The organism is Acetivibrio sp. (assembly GCF_035371925.1).
In the GTDB taxonomy this organism is placed as follows: Bacteria; Bacillota; Clostridia; order Acetivibrionales; family Acetivibrionaceae; genus Hungateiclostridium.
This window is the reverse complement of the sequence record NZ_DAORXT010000006.1, coordinates 17,346-35,209: the sequence shown is the minus strand read 5'-3', so window position 1 is coordinate 35,209 and position 17,864 is coordinate 17,346. Positions and strand designations below refer to the sequence as shown.

Sequence of the window (17,864 nt, the reverse complement as noted above, 5' to 3'; positions counted from 1 at the left end):
TACATGGATGTGCAATTATAGTGAATCAACCAATTTCACTACTTTATCAAGATTATTGAAATCGCTAAACACTTTTTCTTTCCAATCACAGATGCTTTTCTTATAAGTAATATTATTCAACACGTCATTGATACTATACTTCAAATTTGTGCTGTTTAGTTCTCCTCTTGGAATCATTTTGCCAATATGCAGTTTTTCACACATTCTTGCATTATATTCCCGTTCGGTATGCGTAGGAATTATAACTGAAGAAACACCATAGTAAAATTGGGCAAGATTTCATATCCGGCCCCAGCCAAAGCCAGAGCAATCGGCAGACTTCTGGACATTGGCCCAAGGCCGGAACCGAATTGCAAAAATATGCGCTTCATGCAAGCTCGCCCCCGGTTAATTGACAATCTTACTTTTCCATTAAACTTATTATGTTTTTAATAATTATATTTCTTGTACCATCGGGATTTTTTACAATTTCAAACTTTTCCCTGTCATTATACTGTTCATAGTCAATAACTACTTCTATATCACTTTCAGTTTTGAGCCTGATTTTGCTAAGCTTTCTCTCCACCCATTCTTTATCGACTTCAAATTTTTCACCGGTAAGCCCTTTTTCCTTCATAGTGCTTATATACTCATCCCTTAAGTCAACCTTGTTGGAAAACACCTTGTTGGAAAAAGAGTCCAAGTCTATTTCATCTTCATTGCGTATAGCATCATTCACAAATTCCCGTACAACCTCCAAAGATGTCTCTCCTTCTTTTGCCTTGCTGCGTATCCAGTTCTCCGTCTCCTTTTTAAAAATCCGGGTGCAGGTTTTACTGTCCAAAATCAAATCGGCTCCTAAAAATGTCTGAAGAAAAAACTGTGCTACCGGCTCTTCCTGGTTCTTTTTACTTATTTGATTATCCAGTATAATCAAATCATAATCCCCTGTATCCTGTGCCGCTCTTATAAAAGCACATTTCTGGATTCTTTGATTTACCCCCGGGAGGCTTATATCCTGCTTTTTAATAGATATTTTGAATTTGTCTTCAACCAGCTCCACTTCATGTATAAAAGAAACCGTGTAATCCATTTTTAAAATTGCCACATTCTCTTCATCCTCTTCTTCGTACAAGCAAATAACCAAATCCGTGGATGAAATACTGCTGTTGGTCTTCATGGCCTTAAAGAGCTGCCTTGCAATTTCCTTTGAGCCCTCGATAAAATAGTCATTGTCTGTAAACATCTTTTGGCATACTTCTTTTATGATATTCATGCCGTTTTTAAAAACTGCCTTTCTCGATTCATCATCGCCCAAAGCTTTGGTTATATGTTTTTCAAGGAAATAGCGGACATCTTCGTCAATGTCAAGCTCAAATTCATTCAACATGGGTTCACTTGACTCTTTATCCAAGACATGTATTATTGCTCTTTTTACGTTTATTGGCAATATGTATTCCCCACCTTCATAGATTTATATTCTAAATAATATCGATTTTATCACAACAATAAATATTCAAGCAAGTATTGTACATTTTGATGTTTTTATTGTAAACTTGTATTTGGCGGCCATAAAAAAATTTAACAATAATTTAATATTTAAACATTGTCTTTCCTGATATAATAGATAATGAGCTCAACACATTTTTTCATACTCAATTCTTATATAATAAAAAAGCATTTACTTAGGTGCCCTAAAGTAAATGCTTTTTGCGTTATTATCTCAAAACAATCATTCGGCGTTTGAACTATCTGCCGTTGAGTCTTCTGTATCTAATGCGCTTTCCGCCGGAACTTCTATATTAAATACGATGCTTCCGCCCTTGACACCAACTACAATATTGCTGCCTTCCGCAAACGAACCCCTAAGATACATATCGGCAAGCTCGTCTTCAATATACTTCTGAATAGTCCTTCTAAGAGGTCTTGCACCGTATTTGGGATCATATCCCTTTTCAAGAATAAACTCTCGAACCTCATCTTCAAATTTGATGCTCATTTTCTTGCTTTCCACTTCTTTTACGACATCATCGAGCATCAAATCAACTATCTGCCTAAGTTCATCCTTTGTAAGCTCATTAAATACTATAATTTCATCTATTCTGTTTAAAAACTCCGGTCTGAAGGTTTCCTTCAAAACTTCTTTTATTTTATTCTCCATAGCAATATAGTTGTCGTTTGCAAAACCTATGCTGCTCGCTTTAAGACTGGTTCCTGCGTTGGATGTCATTATCAACACCGTATTTTCAAAGCTTACTGTTCTTCCATGGCTGTCCGTTGCCCTACCGTCCTCAAGAATTTGAAGCAGCATATTGAACACATCCGGGTGAGCTTTCTCTATCTCATCCAAAAGTATTACAGAATAGGGCTTTCTCCTTACTTTTTCGGTAAGCTGGCCACCTTCATCATAACCCACATATCCCGGAGGCGCACCGATAAGCTTTGATACCGTATGCTTTTCCATATATTCTGACATATCCAGCCTGATAAGTGCTTCTTCACTTTCAAACAGCTCTACAGCCAGCGCCCTTACCAGCTCCGTTTTACCAACACCGGTAGGACCCACAAAGATAAAGGATGCCGGTTTTTTTCTCTTCTTAAAGTCGGCTCTGTTCCTTCTGATTGCCTTTGCAACACTTTTTACAGCTTCCTTTTGTCCAATGACTCTCTTATGAAGCCTTTCTTCCAGATTGAGAAGCTTTTTTGCTTCAATCTCAGTAAGCTTTTGAACCGGAATCTTTGTCCAGGACTCTATAACATAGGCTACATCATCAACGGTTAATTCCATATCCTTGTTCTTGTGCTCAATTTCTTTTATCTGTTGAAGAAGTTTGCACTCCCTAACCTTAAGGTCAGCCGCTTTCTGGTAGTCCTCAATGGAATCTGCCGAAACTGCATTTTCCTTTTCTTCCTGTACTTTCTTAAGCTCCTCCTTCAGAGCTTCAAACTCCACAAGACCGACATTTTTTATATTGGCTCTTGAACCCGCCTCATCCAAAACATCTATTGCTTTATCGGGAAGGAACCTGTCGGTAATATATCTTTCGGAAAGAATTACCGCAGACCGGATTACCTCATCGGATATCTTAACCCTGTGATAGCTTTCATAGTAATCCTTTATACCTTGCAATATCTCTATGGTTTCCTCAATAGAAGGCTCTTCCACCAACACCGGCTGGAATCTTCTTTCCAATGCGGAATCCTTTTCAATATGCTTTCTGTATTCATCAAGGGTGGTAGCACCTATAACCTGTATCTCACCCTTTGCCAGAGCAGGCTTTAAAATGTTGGCGGCATTCATGGCTCCTTCGGCCTCTCCGGCTCCCATAATATTATGGATTTCATCTATAACCAGTATTATATTTCCTAAAGACTTACATTCCTCTATAATACCCTTCATTCGGTTTTCAAACTGGCCTCTGAATTGGGTACCAGCTACTATACTGGTAAGATCAAGAACATAGACTTCTGCGTTAAAGAGCTTTGCCGGAACATCCCTGTTAATGATTCTTACAGCAAGACCTTCTGCAATCGCAGTCTTACCCACACCCGGTTCACCAATCAGAACGGGATTGTTTTTATTTCTTCTATTTAATATTTGAATTACCCTCTCAATTTCCCGGTCTCTTCCAATAACGCGGTCTATCTTTCCCTCTTTAGCTTTGACAATCAAATTTGTACCATAAGTGTCAAGATACTTTTTCTTCTTCGGTGCCTTTTTATCCTGGGTCTTTGTTTTTGTATTGCTTTTATTGTCCTTGTCTTCCATTTCGGCTTTGCTGTCGGATTCCGCTTCATCCTTTGAACCCTTAAGGCCCATATTGTCCATTGTCCTGTGCAATGATTTGTTTATCAGGTTTAAAAAAGGATTGGCACCTGTGGCTCCATCGGTATCACTTATATTGGAAAAATCCATCTCTTCAAAAAAGCTTCCCACCTGTTTGTTTAAATCATCTATTTCCTCATCGGATATACCGGTTTGCTCTAATATTTGATTAATAGGCTGAATTCCATGTTTTTTTGCGCATGAAAAACACAAGCCCTCTTGGGTTTGCTTGCCGTTTACTATCTTGGTAATAAAAACAACTGCCAAATTTTCTTTGCAAATCGAGCACATCATCATAGTCAAATCATCCCTTTCACTTTTCTCGAAACACACATCAAAACTGCTGCCTTTCAGCCAATTAAATTGACGGTAAAATATATTGCTTTTAATCTAATAATTATAATATTCAAAATCAAATTTCGGATTGTCTGTGTTATTGCATAAAATTATTATGTTTCAAGTATAACACATATTTATGCATTTGGTCTAACAATATTCCATTGCCCATAAAACCCATCTTGGTTAATAATTAAATTTAACCTGCTGTAAATGGGAATACCTGCGTTTTAAGTTGTATATCGTCATCTTAATCAAACATAAACACAAAAATGTTAAGCAATTTAAGACAGCAAATTAAGATAGTAAAATTTTCTTCAAAAATTGTCCCGTATAAGACTCTTCTACCTTTACTATCTCTTCTGGTGTGCCCTTGGCTACAACCAATCCTCCGCCGCTGCCTCCTTCCGGTCCCAAATCAATAATATAATCGGCAGTTTTTATTACGTCAAGGTTATGTTCAATAACAACTACGGAATTTCCCGCGTCCACCAGCCTGTGAAGTATACCGATAAGCCTGTGCACGTCAGCTATATGAAGCCCTGTAGTGGGCTCGTCCAGTATATACATTGTTTTTCCCGTACTTCTTCTGGAAAGCTCAGTGGCAAGCTTTACTCTTTGTGCTTCTCCTCCGGATAAAGTGGTAGATGACTGTCCCAATTTGATATAACCTAGGCCCACATCATACAATGTTTCTATTTTCTTGTGTATCCTCGGTATATTCTTGAAGAACTCAAGGGCCTCTTCAACAGTCATATCCAAAACCTCGGCTATATTTTTTCCTTTATATTTTACTTCAAGGGTTTCCCTGTTGTAACGCTTACCCTTGCAAACCTCACAGGGAACATAAATATCCGGCAAAAAGTGCATTTCAATCTTGTTTATACCGTCACCGGAACAAGCTTCACAACGTCCGCCCTTTATATTAAAGCTAAAACGCCCGGACTTGTATCCCCGGGTTTTGGCTTCGGTGGTTCCGGCAAATATTTCCCTAATAAAGTCGAACACTCCCGTGTATGTTGCAGGGTTGGACCTCGGTGTGCGGCCAATGGGCGATTGGTCGATATCTATAACCTTGTCAAGATATTCAATTCCTTTTATCGCGTCATGCTCTCCCGGTTTTTGATTTGCTCTGTTGAGCTCATTGGCCAAACGCTTGTACAGGATTTCATTTATCAACGAACTCTTACCGGACCCCGAAACTCCTGTAATGCACGTAAACACTCCCAACGGTATGTTTACATTTATATTTTTAAGATTATTCTCTCTGGCCCCTATAATTTCCAGCCATTTTCCGTTGGGCTTTCTTCTCTCTTGGGGAACTTCAATTTTTTTCCTTCCACTAAGGTACTGTCCGGTAATGGAATTGGGATTTTCTTTAATCTCTTCCACAGTACCTTCGGCAACTATTTCACCCCCGTGACTTCCGGCACCCGGTCCCAAATCAATAATATAATCCGATGCATACATTGTATCCTCATCATGCTCCACAACCAGCAAGGTGTTTCCCAAATCCCTCATCTTCTTGAGGCTGTTAAGAAGCTTGTCGTTATCCCTCTGGTGAAGACCGATGCTGGGCTCGTCCAGGATATATATCACTCCCATGAGTCCGGAGCCGATTTGCGTGGCAAGCCTGATTCTCTGAGCTTCTCCTCCCGACAGCGTTCCTGCCGCTCTTGAAAGCGTGAGGTAATCAAGTCCCACATCAACAAGAAATCCCAATCTTGCATTTATTTCCTTCAGTATTTGGCGGGCAATAAGCTTCTGTCTTTCCGTAAGGTTTAGGTTTGCGAAAAATTCTTTTGATTCTCCGATGGACATGGAGCAAACCTCATAAATATTTTTACCTCCTACGGTAACGGCGAGACTTTCTTTCTTAAGCCTTGCCCCCTTGCACACAGGGCAGATAGTATTGCTCATAAATCCCTCATAGTACTGCCTCATAACCTCCGAACCTGTTTCTTTGTATCTTCTTTCCATGCTGTTTATAATTCCCTGGAAGCTTGATATAAATGAGCCTTTTTCATTTTCTCTTTCATAATCTATTTTAATTTTTTCCCCATTAGTTCCATACAGTATAATGTCAAGGATATGGGGCGGAAGCTTCTCCACAGGGGTATCCACACTGAAATTATAGTGTCTTGCAAGAGCATCTATATACATTCTGGCATAGCTTTCATCATTTGCTATATTCCATCCTGTCGCCCTGATTGCCCCCTCGGCCAAAGACAGTCTTTTATCCGGTATCACGAGGTCAGGGTCTATCCTCATAAAAGAGCCCAATCCGGTACATTCGGGGCATGCACCGTAAGGATTGTTGAAGGAAAACATTCGGGGTGTTATTTCCTCCATACTCACGTTACATTCGGTGCATGCAAAATTTTGACTTAGGAGCATCTCTTTTTCGCCTATAACGTCAACCACAAGTATCCCGTTGCTCAGGCGCAGCACAGTCTCAATGGAATCCGTAAGCCTCTTTTGAATGCCGGGTCTTACAATCAGCCTGTCCACCACAATTTCAATATTATGCTTCTTGTTCTTGTCAAGGCTTATGGGATCATTTACATCCATTACCTGGCCATCCACTCTTACCCTGACATAGCCGTCTTTCTTTATATCTTCTATAAGCTTGTGATACTCACCTTTTCTTCCTCTTACCACCGGAGCAAGAAGCTGTATTCGGGTACCTTCTTCAAGCGCCATAATTTGATCCACCATTTGGTCCACCGTTTGCTGGGAAATCTCCCTTCCGCAAGAGTAGCAATGGGGAGTTCCGATTCTTGCAAAAAGAAGTCTTAAATAGTCATATATCTCAGTAACCGTACCGACAGTGGAGCGGGGATTGCGGCTTGTGGTTTTCTGATCTATCGCTATGGCCGGTGAAAGACCGTCAATATAATCAATATCCGGCTTCTCCATTTGTCCTAAAAACTGTCTTGCATATGAGGACAATGATTCAACATAGCGTCTCTGTCCTTCTGCGTATATTGTATCAAAAGCAAGGGATGATTTGCCCGAACCGCTAAGTCCGGTAATAACAACAAACTTGTCCCTGGGAATCTTGACATCTATATTTTTCAAATTGTGCTCTCTGGCACCTTTTACAATAATATAATCCTTTTTCATATAAACACCTGCTTAATTTAAAATTTAGTTTGGGCCATGTCATAAACCTATAAACAGCTATTATTATACCAAATTAGCTGAAGTTTTCAAACATTTGTTCGAACTTTTTTAAATAATATTTATCCATATTTATATGAACTCAAACAGGTATATTATTTTGATAGCAATTATACAAGAGATTACTTCTATAAACAAATGTAGAATAATTTCCATATTTTTTATCTTTTGTACTATGAAAGGATGCTTTTTTATATTATAATATAAATATTAGTATTCGAATTTGCATTATTATCCTAACATTCGCTGGCATACAACAGGCATACCGTTGGTGCCTTTTACACGATTTATATGCATATGCCAAACATCTTCATTAATAGAATATATAGGCGACAATAGGACTACATGGACTATGTGCTTGCAGAGAAGTGCTCTCAAGATGGGGGGATTATTATGGGAAATGCAGTAGGAAATATTTTTAATTGCCCGGATCTCAACAGGGTTCAGAGCTTTAGCAAGGAGTATCTGTCAGAGTATTTTCAAGACGAAGAGATTAAAAATCTCAATTATCCTGAAGTTCTCGAAGAAATCCTTATGAATGCAACTAGCTTAAAGCTAAACTATCCGGAAATACTCGATGAAATATTAAGAAAAGTAGATTCGGCCGTTCTATCCTCCAAATCGGCTTCTCTCCTTGACCGGGTCAAAGACTGCAGTCAATCGCTCCTCAGTAAAAAGGATCTGGATTTGAAAGTGGTGGCAGCAGGTTCTATAATGACTTTTTTCCTTACCTGTGCCGGCACCAACATTGCCAATTCAATCGCAGAAAAAGCAGCCACCAATGTTAAGAGCCTTGCAAGCTCTACTTGGATATCCCCAGGCAGCACAAAACTGTCAAGTCTCGGCAGTGAAACCGTATCTTGCAAAGCCGAGGCAATTTCAATGCCTGTTTCATCTATCAGTGCGGCAAATATTCCCCTGGCAGAAATCAAAAGGGACATAACGGACAAAAATCCTTCAAAAACCCAAAGTACACTTGTTTCCAGGTCCAAAGTTACCAAATCCGTTTCTGCGACCGAAGTAAAGACTGCCGCAAGCAATGTTACACGCACAAAAGTCGAAGTTGCGGACATTATGCCCCAGTGCAAAAGGATAATTAACATGACAGCCACAGCATACGATCTCTCATACAAAAGCTGCGGAAAAACCCGCGAACACCCTTTATACGGAATCACAGCCTCCGGAGCAAGGGCTACGGTCGGCAGAACTATTGCCGTAGATCCGTCCGTCATTCCGTTGGGGACCAGAGTATACATATCTTTTCCCGTGGCATACAGCCATCTTGACGGAATATACATAGCCGAAGATACCGGAAGCCTTATCAAGGGCAATAAAATAGATGTTTTCTTTGGCGAAGACAAACCCGGTGAGACGATAATATACAACAAAGCAATGAAATTTGGGTTGCAAGAAGTAGTTGTATACGTATTAGACTGATTTACAAACATCGAATCTATTACTAAAGCTCAGAAAACCTGTTTTAAGTTTCTGAGCTTTTTAAATTTAGACTAATTATTATTCTCTCTTAAAATTAAATTCTTTATAATTTTATTTTTCTTGCAATTCTATTTTCTTCTTAAGCTCTGCAATTTTATCCCTAAGCTCTGCAGCCCGTTCAAATTGAAGCTCTGCAGCCGCGGCCTTCATTTCATCACTCAATCTATCTATTACTCTCAAAATCTCACTCTTGTCCATTGAATCTTCATCACCGCGGACAAAGTATTTTGCATCCTCTTCCGCTACCTTTGTAATTTCAATTACATCCCTTATGCCCTTCTGAACGCTCTTCGGCGTAATACCATGCTTTTGGTTGTACTCAAATTGAATTTTTCTTCTTCTGTTGGTCTCGTCGATGGCCTTTTTCATTGAATCAGTAACGGTATCGGCATACATTATAACCTTTCCCTCAACGTTTCTGGCCGCTCTTCCTATGGTCTGAATCAGTGATGTCTCCGAGCGAAGGAATCCTTCTTTGTCGGCATCTAAAATAGCCACAAGGGATACTTCCGGAATATCAAGCCCTTCCCTCAGCAAATTAATGCCAACTAAAACATCAAAAACTCCAAGTCTTAGATTTCGTATTATTTCCATTCTTTCAATGGTATCAATGTCGGAGTGCAAATATTCAACTTTAAAATCAAGCTCCTTCAAGTAATCCGTCAAATCCTCGGCCATCTTTTTTGTAAGTGTGGTAACCATGACACGCTGATTCTTTTGAACTCTTTCACTTATCTCCCCAATCAGGTCGTCAATCTGTCCTTTTACAGGTTTTACAACCACTTCGGGATCAAGCAGCCCTGTAGGTCTTATTATCTGCTCCACTATCTGCTCAGAGTTTTGCTTTTCATACTTTGCCGGTGTAGCACTGACAAATATAACTTGGTTGATTTTTTTCTCAAACTCTTCAAATTTGAGCGGTCTGTTGTCAAAAGCCGAAGGAAGCCTGAATCCGTATTCCACAAGGGATTCTTTTCTTGACCGGTCCCCATTGTACATGGCTCCAATCTGGGGAACGGTTACATGGGATTCATCAATTATCAATAAAAAGTCATCCGGGAAATAATCAATGAGAGTAAACGGTGGACTGCCCGGAGCTCTACCGCTAATATGCCTCGAATAATTCTCTATGCCTTGACAAAACCCTACCTCTTGCATCATCTCAAGATCATATCTTGTCCGCTGTTCAAGCCTCTGTGCCTCAAGAAGCTTTCCTTCTCTCTTCAGCTCCTTAAGCCGCTCCTCAAGCTCCTGCTCAATTGAAACTATTGCCTTTTCCATTTTGGCCCTTGTTGTAGCATAGTGGGATGCCGGAAAAATGGCAACATGAGAACATACTCCCGTTATTTCACCGGTCAGGGAATCGATTTCGGTAATTCTGTCAATTTCTTCTCCGAAAAACTCTACCCGTATCACTTTATCTGAAGACGAAGCCGGGAATATCTCCAGTGTATCACCTCTAACTCTAAATTTTCCCCTCTTAAAATCAATTTCATTTCTTTCGTATTGAATATCCACCAGTTTTCTAATTATTTCATCTCTGTCCTTTATCATCCCGGGACGCAACGAAAGCATAAGATCCGTGTAATCCTCCGGATCTCCCAAGCCATAAATACAAGAAACGCTTGCAACAATTATAACATCTCTTCGCTCAAACAGTGCGGCAGTAGCCGAGTGCCTCAGCTTATCAATCTCATCGTTTATCGATGAATCCTTCTCAATGTAGGTATCGGTGGAAGGGATATAAGCCTCCGGCTGATAATAATCATAATAGCTTACAAAGTACTCCACACAGTTGTCCGGGAAAAACTCCTTAAACTCACTGCAAAGCTGTGCCGCAAGAGTCTTGTTATGGGCAATCACCAAGGTTGGCTTCTGCACCCTTTCAATAACATTGGCCATGGTAAACGTTTTACCGGAACCGGTAACCCCTAAAAGAGTTTGCCCTCTGCATCCCCTATTAATTCCTTCCACAAGTCTATCTATAGCCTCCGGCTGGTCCCCGCAGGGCTTATAATCAGACACAAGTTTAAACTTATGCATATAAATACGCACCTCAATTCCGTCGGTAAGGTTGTTTCACTTTATTATACCACAGTTGCACATACATTCAAACATATGTTTGGGCGAAAATGCAAAAAGACCACACACATATGCTTTTGTGGTCTTGTTATTTTAAAGTACAATCATTATTCTATAATACCAAGCAACCCTAAAAGCTGTGGTATTAAAGCCTTTGGGTTGTAATCCATCGGCGGAGTGTCGGGAAAAAACAGTACAAGCCTGACAATCCATAAAAGAATAAACACCGTCAAAACACAACCCCATAGAAGTCTGCTTTTATACAGCCGCATAAAAAACTCATTTTTTTTGAAAATGATAATTATCGCCACCATGACAGGAAGCAGAAACAAAGGATGATAATAAAAAGCCGATGCCAAATCAAATTTAAACAGACTCAAATATGCCCTTGTCATTCCACATCCCGGACAGGGTAGCCCGGAAAAATTTTTAAAAAGACATAGTCCCACTTTTTATAACACCTCAGTTCAAAGAAAATTTATCCGTTGTCGAAAAATTTCCTTACCTACGCGGTGTTTCAAAGAAACGATGCATAACTCACCGCATAAAATGCAAATATATACCCCCCACTTATAAAAGCGGGGGGACATTTATCGCCTTGTTAAATTACATTATATTATATTCTGTTCCCAGATTTTATTAACAGCTGACTGCATGAGAGCCATATTTACAATAGCCAAACCGAAAATCGCAAGCAGCAGATACAATACTGAATTGTCTTCAACTCTCAGGCCAACCTGTTCCTGAGCTTCAGCTATCAATTTTCCATATTTATAGAACCAATAAATTGAATAAATACCGCAAGTTAAGATACATAACAAAAGCTCCACACCCGGACTTACCGATGACTTTCCAGTAGCTCTCTGCAGTTCATCCGACATCTTATAAATCCAGTACCAAGCATAAATACCGCAGGTTACTATTGAAAGAATAATAACTAATGCCGGTGACCTCACTTCATTCTTATACATTCGAACCACTCCTTTTACAAATAATTGTATTTGTTGAAAACAAGTCCGGCAAAACGCCAAACTTTTCTATAATAATACAGCTTTTGAAATTATTCAGCTAAAGCTGTATTACGTTTTATATATTACCAAAATAACTTCTCAAACGCAATACTCAGCCAAACATTTTTGTATACTGTCCTTTTACAGTTCAAGCTTTATCTGGTTATCCTCAACATCTTCATCTTTAAGATAACAGCCTATGGCAGGAATATTCTTTGTTCTGTAATAATCAGGGTCTTTGAAAGATACTTCGTCAATTTTCTTAATACGAGTCATTATACTTCCTTTTTTCGACTTTAGTACCTGAACCCCCTGGGAGTCTCTTGTCGTTTTCGGATTTATAGCGGAAGTATTGAAGATAAGAACTTTGTCTAAGCTGCTAAAGGCCACAAGTTCTTCATCCTCCAATATATGTCCGACATAAACCAGCCTTGACAAGCCGTTGTATGCATTGGCAAGCTTCTTTCTGTTTGTTTTGGTGGCATAGCTTTCAAGCTCTATTTTTGCCACTTTACCGTTTTCAAAAGCAAATATCATATAGCCCTTGTAGTCATCCGTGGCAACCATGTGAATAATCTCCTCGCCCTCTTCGAGGCTTAAAACATTTGAAAGGAACTCTCCCAGGCTGCTTGCTTTACAGTCTTCAATTTCATATATCTTCATTTTGTACACAGTTTGCTTGTTTGAAAACAATAACAGATCTGCTTTGTTGTGAGTTTCCAGTTCCTGTATTATAAAATCATCCTCTTTTAGCTTGTGTTCGGGACTGCTTCTTAATGAAGTCAGAGGAATCTTCTTTAAATAGTTTTGCTTGGTGAGGAACAGCTTTAAGTTGTAATCTTCTATCAAATGCTCATGGGTTATCTCCTCGACATGCTCCTCCATTATAATCTCAGTGCATCTCGGCTTGCCATACTTCTTTGCAACTTCCTCCAGCTGCTTTATGATAACCTTCTTTATTTTTTTCTCGCTGCCATACAATTCATTAAGCTGGGCAATTTCCTTCTTAAGGCTTTCAATCTCGCTGACACGTTTTAAAATATATTCCTTGTTGAGGTTTCGAAGCTTTATTTCCGCAACAAACTCAGCCTGAACCTGGTCTATTTCAAAGCCCTTCATCAGGTTTGGAACTACCATTGCTTCTTCTTCAGTATTTCTTATGATTTTAATAGCCTTGTCAATATCCAATAAAATCTTTTCCAACCCAAGAAGAATATGCAGCTTCTGAGATTTTTTATCAATATCAAAAAGAGTCTGCCTTTTTATGCAATCCATTCTGAACGCAACCCATTCTCTGAGAATCCCCCTGATTCCCATAACCATGGGATGGCCGTCAATCAGTATGTTAAAGTTGCAACTGAAGCTGTCCTCCAGCGGCGTAAACCTGTAGAGTTTATTCATAAGCGTGTTGGGATCTGTGTTCTTTTTTACATCCAGTGCTATTTTCAGCCCGTTTAGATCTGTTTCGTCCCTTACATCCGATATGTCTCGAATTTTATTGCTCTTTACAAGTTCAATAATTGAATCTATGATGGCTTCAACCGTTGTGGTATAAGGTATTTCATATATTTCTATGCAGTTGTTTGCTTTGTCATACCTGTATTTTGCCCGAAGCTTGAAGCTGCCCCTGCCTTTTTCGTAAATCTCCCGCATTTCCCGCTCATTGTATATAAGCTGTCCTCCCGAAGGAAAATCGGGGGCTTTCAAGACTTCAGCAAGATCTGCATTTTCATCCTTTATAAACTCAATGGCAGCATTGCATACCTCTACAAGGTTAAAGCTGCATATACTGCTTGCCATTCCCACTGCAATGCCATGGTTTGCATTTACCAAGACGTTGGGATAAGTAGTCGGAAGAAGCCTTGGTTCCTTCATTGATCCGTCATAGTTGTCAACAAAGTCCACTGTATCCTTGTCAATATCCTTAAATAGCTCCTCGCATATTTTGTCAAGCTTTACCTCAGTATAACGCGGTGCGGCAAATTTCATATCCCTTGAATAGTGTTTCCCAAAGTTACCCTTGGAATCCACATAAGGCAGCAGCAGAGCATTGTTGCCGCGGGTCAGTCTCACAAGGGTCTCATAAATTGCCATATCCCCGTGGGGATTAAGCTTCATGGTCTGACCCACCACATTTGCCGATTTGGTCTTTTCACCGGTCAACAATCCCATTTTATACATTGTGTAAAGAAGCTTTCTATGGGACGGCTTAAGCCCGTCTATCTCCGGTATTGCTCTTGAAACGATTACGCTCATTGCATAGGGCATATAGTTTTTTTCAAGAGTATCAACTATTTTTTGCTCAATCAAATTGTTTGACGGCATATTAATACTTCACCTTTCCGCTATCACATTTTATATATACTGAACCATTTGCGATTTTAGTACATAAAACCGAATTAGCTTACATCAATCATGTCAAGATACTTATATCCGTTTTCCTCAATATACGATTTTCTTCCCGGAAGGTTGTCTCCAAGGAAAAGATCAAAAAACTCCTCTGTTTTCTTAATATCGTCTGGAACAACCTGAATAAGCCTCCTTGTTTCCGGATTCATAGTTGTCTGCCACATCATCTCGGGGTCATTTTCACCAAGTCCTTTCGAACGCAGTATGGTGTATTTTCCCTTGAGCTTTGAAACAATCTCATTTTTCTCCTTGTCCGTGTAAGCAAAATAAGTTTTATCCTTTGCCCTTATTTCAAACAGCGGTGACTCCGCAATAAACACCTTTCCCACCTGTATCAGGGTCGGCACCAGCCTGTAAAGCATTGCCAGTATAAGGGTCCTTATCTGATAACCGTCCACATCGGCATCGGTACATATAATGATCTTGTTCCATCGAAGGTTGTTAAGATCAAAGGTACTGAGCTCCTTATTGTGTTTTGACTTAATCTCGACACCGCACCCCAATACTTTCAGAAGGTCAACAATAATCTCGTTTTTGAAAATGCTGTCATAGTCTGCCTTAAGGCAGTTTAAAATCTTACCTCTGACTGGTATTATGGCCTGAAACTCAGCATCCCGTCCGAGTTTACAGGAGCCTAAAGCCGAGTCTCCTTCCACTATATAAATTTCCCTTTTATTGACGTCCTTGCTTCTGCAGTCTACAAACTTTTTTACTCTGTTTGAAATATCAACGTTTCCGCTAAGCTTCTTTTTTATATTGATTCTGGTTTTTTCGGCAGTCTCCCTGCTTCTTTTGTTCACCAGCACTTGCTCTAAAATCTTGGAACATTCCACTTTGTTTTCTATAAAGTAAACCTCAAGCTGTTTTTTTAGAAAATCGGTCATTGCCTCTTGAATAAATTTATTGGTAATGGATTTCTTCGTCTGGTTTTCATAGCTTGTAATTGTGGAAAAAGAGTTTGTTACAAGTATAAGGCTGTCCTGTATATCCTGAAAAGTAATCTTGGACTCATCCTTGTTGTATTTGCCCTGAGCCTTAAGGCACTTGTCTATCTCATAGACAAATGCATTCTTTACCGCTTTGTCAGGAGCACCGCCATGCTCCAAAAAACTGGAATTGTGATAATACTCAAGGAGGTTTATCTCGTTGTTGAAGCAAAAAGCTATTTGCATTTTTACTTTGTACTCGGGCTTGTCCTCCCGATCCCTTCCCCTTGTGGATGTCTCATAATACTGGATATCGGTAAATCCTTTCTCTGCCGAAACCTCTTTTACATAATCCACAATTCCGTTTTCGTAGCAGTATTCAAAAACCTGCTCCGACTCTTCATCATACAATATAAATTTTAGACCGGCATTGACAACTGCCTGTTTTTTGAGCACTTCGGTATAGTAATCGAGAGGTATGTTTATATCCGTGAAAACTTCCAGATCCGGCCTCCATTTAATAATGGTTCCGGTACTTTCATAATCCCATTTCTGCTTTTTAAGCCCTCCGATATTTTCACCTTTTTCAAAGTGCAAATCATATCTCATACCATCCCTAAAAACCGTGACATCCATATACTCGGAGCTGTACTGGGTTGCACAGCTTCCCAGTCCGTTTAATCCAAGGCTGAATTCATAGTTTTCGCCGGAATTGTTTTTGTATTTTCCGCCTGCATAGAGCTCACAAAATACCAGCTCCCAGTTATAACGCTTTTCACTTTCATTATAATCCAGCGGTATTCCACGTCCATAGTCCTTTATCATGACAGAATTGTCTTTGAATCTGGTAACCTCAATCACTTTGCCGAAACCTTCCCTGGCCTCGTCTATTGAGTTGGACAGTATTTCAAAAACCGAATGCTGACAGCCTTCAATACCGTCGGAGCCAAAAATAACTGCCGGACGCAGTCTGACCCTGTCAGCGCCCTTAAGAGATTTTATACTGTTGTTTCCATACTTTTCAGCCTTATTCTGCTTTTCCTTTGACATATACTCTGTGTCACCCCGTTATTAAACTTGTAATCACCGATGTGCCTTATGATTCAGCATACAACAAAACTGATGTTCGTGTCAAGATTCATCGGCTTAAAGATATTCTAAAGAAGCTAAATATCGGCTTAAGAATATAATTCCAATTTTTTTGTTGATTTTTGTTAAATTATGATGTATAATTATATTGCTGACACTTTAATTGCATTTTCTAATTCTTGGAAACTCAAATTCTTAAGTCATATTTATTCAAATTCCAATATAATATTTTGTAATAGCTTGAAATATCCTCAAAGTAATTATCAAGCCAAAAGGAGTGATATAATTGTATAGTCAGAGCAATCTAAGTCTTGATTGGGATGCTGCAAGGGTGGATTCAATATATGAATTGGAAATGCTTCATTTGAAGGATATGTCAAATTACATTTACAATTTTCTGCTCCCCAACTTGCAAAAGAGCTATAAGCATGCCAAACAATACCTTCCGGGAAATGCACGAAAAAATATATATTCCATGCAAAAGTATCTTGCAGATATGATTAGCGATTATGATTTTGTTAAACTGTCCATTAGCGAGGACATCGGTTCGGACTATTTGACAAAGTATGAAGCACTGTTTTTATTGACTGAAAGCCTTAATATGATTTACTTTTTCAGTGCAGTTGCCAAATCAAAAATAAAAACCGACAACTCTGAGCATAAATTAATATTACGCAATTTAATGAAACTTACATCTGAAGTACATAAAGAAATAAGTTTTTTGATGGAATAAATTCCCAACTCCCCCATCTTTATTCTCAATATATGTAACAATATGGTATCCAATGAATATAATATAACACGGCATCACTTTTGAGCATTTCAAAAGGAGGTAGCAAAGTGGCTGAAGAAAATAACTTTGAACCATTGGATACTGCTGAAGTTTTCGATGACAAGGAAAGCTTGAGAGACGCAGCCAAAACTGCTTCGCCTTGCGCAATAAGCAAGCCAAATTGCTTTACTTCTTTCAACGAAGCTGCAGTAATATTGTTTTTTATCCTTGTATTCCTCTTGCTGTTTTATGAATAAATATAAAATAAACAGGTTAAGCATACCGAATTCTGTCGGGCAATCAGCCGCTTCAATTGGGATTCGGTTTTCTTTTTTTCAACTTCTTAAACAACCGGAAAACCGCCGATGCAAGCAATATTCCAAAGGCAATTGCTCCGGCACCGGACATTGTCTCTATTCCCTTGCTTGCAGCTTCGTATAATTCATTTTCCGCAATATGCTGTATTGTGTTGTACGCAGCTATTCCCGGTACCAGCGGAATTATCCCCGGCACTGAAAATATTGTGGCAGGTGCCTTTAGCAGTCTTGCCACGCTTTCGCTGTAAATCCCCACAACCACAGCTCCCAAAAAAGACGCAAGTACAAGGCTTTTCGTAACCTCATTAAATGTGCGGTATGTAATCCATCCCAGCATACCGCAAAATCCAACCCATATAAGGTTTCTCTTTTCAACATTATATATTATCCCCGGGCAGATACTGCCTATAAACGCCAGAACAATCTCCATCAAGTCAC

At 39.4% G+C, this 17,864-nt stretch carries 13 protein-coding genes; 3 read left to right on the top strand and 10 right to left on the bottom strand.

What is annotated here, in order from left to right; translation table 11 throughout:
• Window positions 1-239 precede the first annotated feature (239 nt).
• The 4 genes from PLH43_RS01785 to uvrA all read right to left on the bottom strand — a co-directional run bounded on the left by PLH43_RS01785 (window position 240) and on the right by uvrA (window position 7,267).
• Window positions 240-371, bottom strand: coding sequence for a hypothetical protein (locus PLH43_RS01785; protein WP_324359465.1), 132 nt, complete (start codon window positions 369-371; stop codon window positions 240-242).
• A 29-nt stretch (window positions 372-400) separates the two neighbouring features.
• Window positions 401-1,429, bottom strand: coding sequence for a nucleoid-associated protein (locus PLH43_RS01780; RefSeq protein ID WP_324359463.1), 1,029 nt, complete (start codon window positions 1,427-1,429; stop codon window positions 401-403).
• Between the two features lie 282 nt (window positions 1,430-1,711).
• Entirely contained in the window at window positions 1,712-4,102 is a 2,391-nt protein-coding gene (locus PLH43_RS01775) for an AAA family ATPase (protein ID WP_324359500.1), read from the bottom strand.
• Between the two features lie 336 nt (window positions 4,103-4,438).
• Window positions 4,439-7,267: an excinuclease ABC subunit UvrA gene (gene uvrA, locus PLH43_RS01770; protein ID WP_324359461.1), complete on the bottom strand. Its 2,829-nt coding sequence runs from the start codon at window positions 7,265-7,267 to the stop codon at window positions 4,439-4,441.
• A 450-nt stretch (window positions 7,268-7,717) separates the two neighbouring features.
• Here uvrA and PLH43_RS01765 point away from each other — a divergent pair, with 450 nt between their 5' ends.
• Window positions 7,718-8,761: a 3D domain-containing protein gene (locus PLH43_RS01765; RefSeq protein ID WP_324359459.1), complete on the top strand. Its 1,044-nt coding sequence runs from the start codon at window positions 7,718-7,720 to the stop codon at window positions 8,759-8,761.
• Window positions 8,762-8,872: 111 nt separating this feature from the next.
• Here the strand turns inward: PLH43_RS01765 and uvrB are convergent, their stop codons facing one another.
• From uvrB to PLH43_RS01740, 5 genes are all read right to left on the bottom strand, one after another.
• On the bottom strand, window positions 8,873-10,864 hold the full coding sequence (gene uvrB, locus PLH43_RS01760) for an excinuclease ABC subunit UvrB (RefSeq protein ID WP_324359457.1): 1,992 nt from the start codon (window positions 10,862-10,864) through the stop codon (window positions 8,873-8,875).
• 146 nt (window positions 10,865-11,010) lie between these two features.
• A complete protein-coding gene (locus tag PLH43_RS01755) occupies window positions 11,011-11,352 on the bottom strand; it encodes a DUF2752 domain-containing protein (protein ID WP_324359455.1) in 342 nt (113 codons plus the stop codon).
• Window positions 11,353-11,514: 162 nt separating this feature from the next.
• Window positions 11,515-11,874: a DUF4234 domain-containing protein gene (locus tag PLH43_RS01750; protein WP_324359453.1), complete on the bottom strand. Its 360-nt coding sequence runs from the start codon at window positions 11,872-11,874 to the stop codon at window positions 11,515-11,517.
• A 180-nt stretch (window positions 11,875-12,054) separates the two neighbouring features.
• Window positions 12,055-14,238 (bottom strand): DNA topoisomerase (ATP-hydrolyzing) subunit A, encoded by a 2,184-nt coding sequence (locus tag PLH43_RS01745; protein ID WP_324359451.1) that lies wholly within the window; start codon window positions 14,236-14,238, stop codon window positions 12,055-12,057.
• Window positions 14,239-14,312: 74 nt separating this feature from the next.
• A complete protein-coding gene (locus PLH43_RS01740; protein ID WP_324359449.1) occupies window positions 14,313-16,298 on the bottom strand; it encodes a toprim domain-containing protein in 1,986 nt (661 codons plus the stop codon).
• A 325-nt stretch (window positions 16,299-16,623) separates the two neighbouring features.
• On the opposite strand from PLH43_RS01740, the gene PLH43_RS01735 reads away from it, so the two are divergent.
• A complete protein-coding gene (locus PLH43_RS01735; protein ID WP_324359447.1) occupies window positions 16,624-17,070 on the top strand; it encodes a hypothetical protein in 447 nt (148 codons plus the stop codon).
• Window positions 17,071-17,177: 107 nt separating this feature from the next.
• A complete protein-coding gene (locus PLH43_RS01730; protein WP_324359445.1) occupies window positions 17,178-17,366 on the top strand; it encodes a hypothetical protein in 189 nt (62 codons plus the stop codon).
• Between the two features lie 52 nt (window positions 17,367-17,418).
• Here the strand turns inward: PLH43_RS01730 and PLH43_RS01725 are convergent, their stop codons facing one another.
• Window positions 17,419-17,859: a threonine/serine exporter family protein gene (locus tag PLH43_RS01725; protein WP_324359443.1), complete on the bottom strand. Its 441-nt coding sequence runs from the start codon at window positions 17,857-17,859 to the stop codon at window positions 17,419-17,421.
• Window positions 17,860-17,864: the final 5 nt, after the last annotated feature.

Bases quoted from the DNA above. Each gene is read 5' to 3' on its own strand.
- PLH43_RS01745 (WP_324359451.1), bottom strand. From the start codon at position 14,238: ATGCCGTCAAACAATTTGATTGAGCAAAAAATAGTTGATACTCTTGAA.
- PLH43_RS01765 (WP_324359459.1), top strand. From the start codon at position 7,718: ATGGGAAATGCAGTAGGAAATATTTTTAATTGCCCGGATCTCAACAGG.
- PLH43_RS01775 (WP_324359500.1), bottom strand. From the start codon at position 4,102: ATGATGATGTGCTCGATTTGCAAAGAAAATTTGGCAGTTGTTTTTATT.
- uvrA (WP_324359461.1), bottom strand. From the start codon at position 7,267: ATGAAAAAGGATTATATTATTGTAAAAGGTGCCAGAGAGCACAATTTG.
- uvrB (WP_324359457.1), bottom strand. From the start codon at position 10,864: ATGCATAAGTTTAAACTTGTGTCTGATTATAAGCCCTGCGGGGACCAG.
- PLH43_RS01750 (WP_324359453.1), bottom strand. From the start codon at position 11,874: ATGTATAAGAATGAAGTGAGGTCACCGGCATTAGTTATTATTCTTTCA.
- PLH43_RS01785 (WP_324359465.1), bottom strand. From the start codon at position 371: ATGAAGCGCATATTTTTGCAATTCGGTTCCGGCCTTGGGCCAATGTCC.
- PLH43_RS01740 (WP_324359449.1), bottom strand. From the start codon at position 16,298: ATGTCAAAGGAAAAGCAGAATAAGGCTGAAAAGTATGGAAACAACAGT.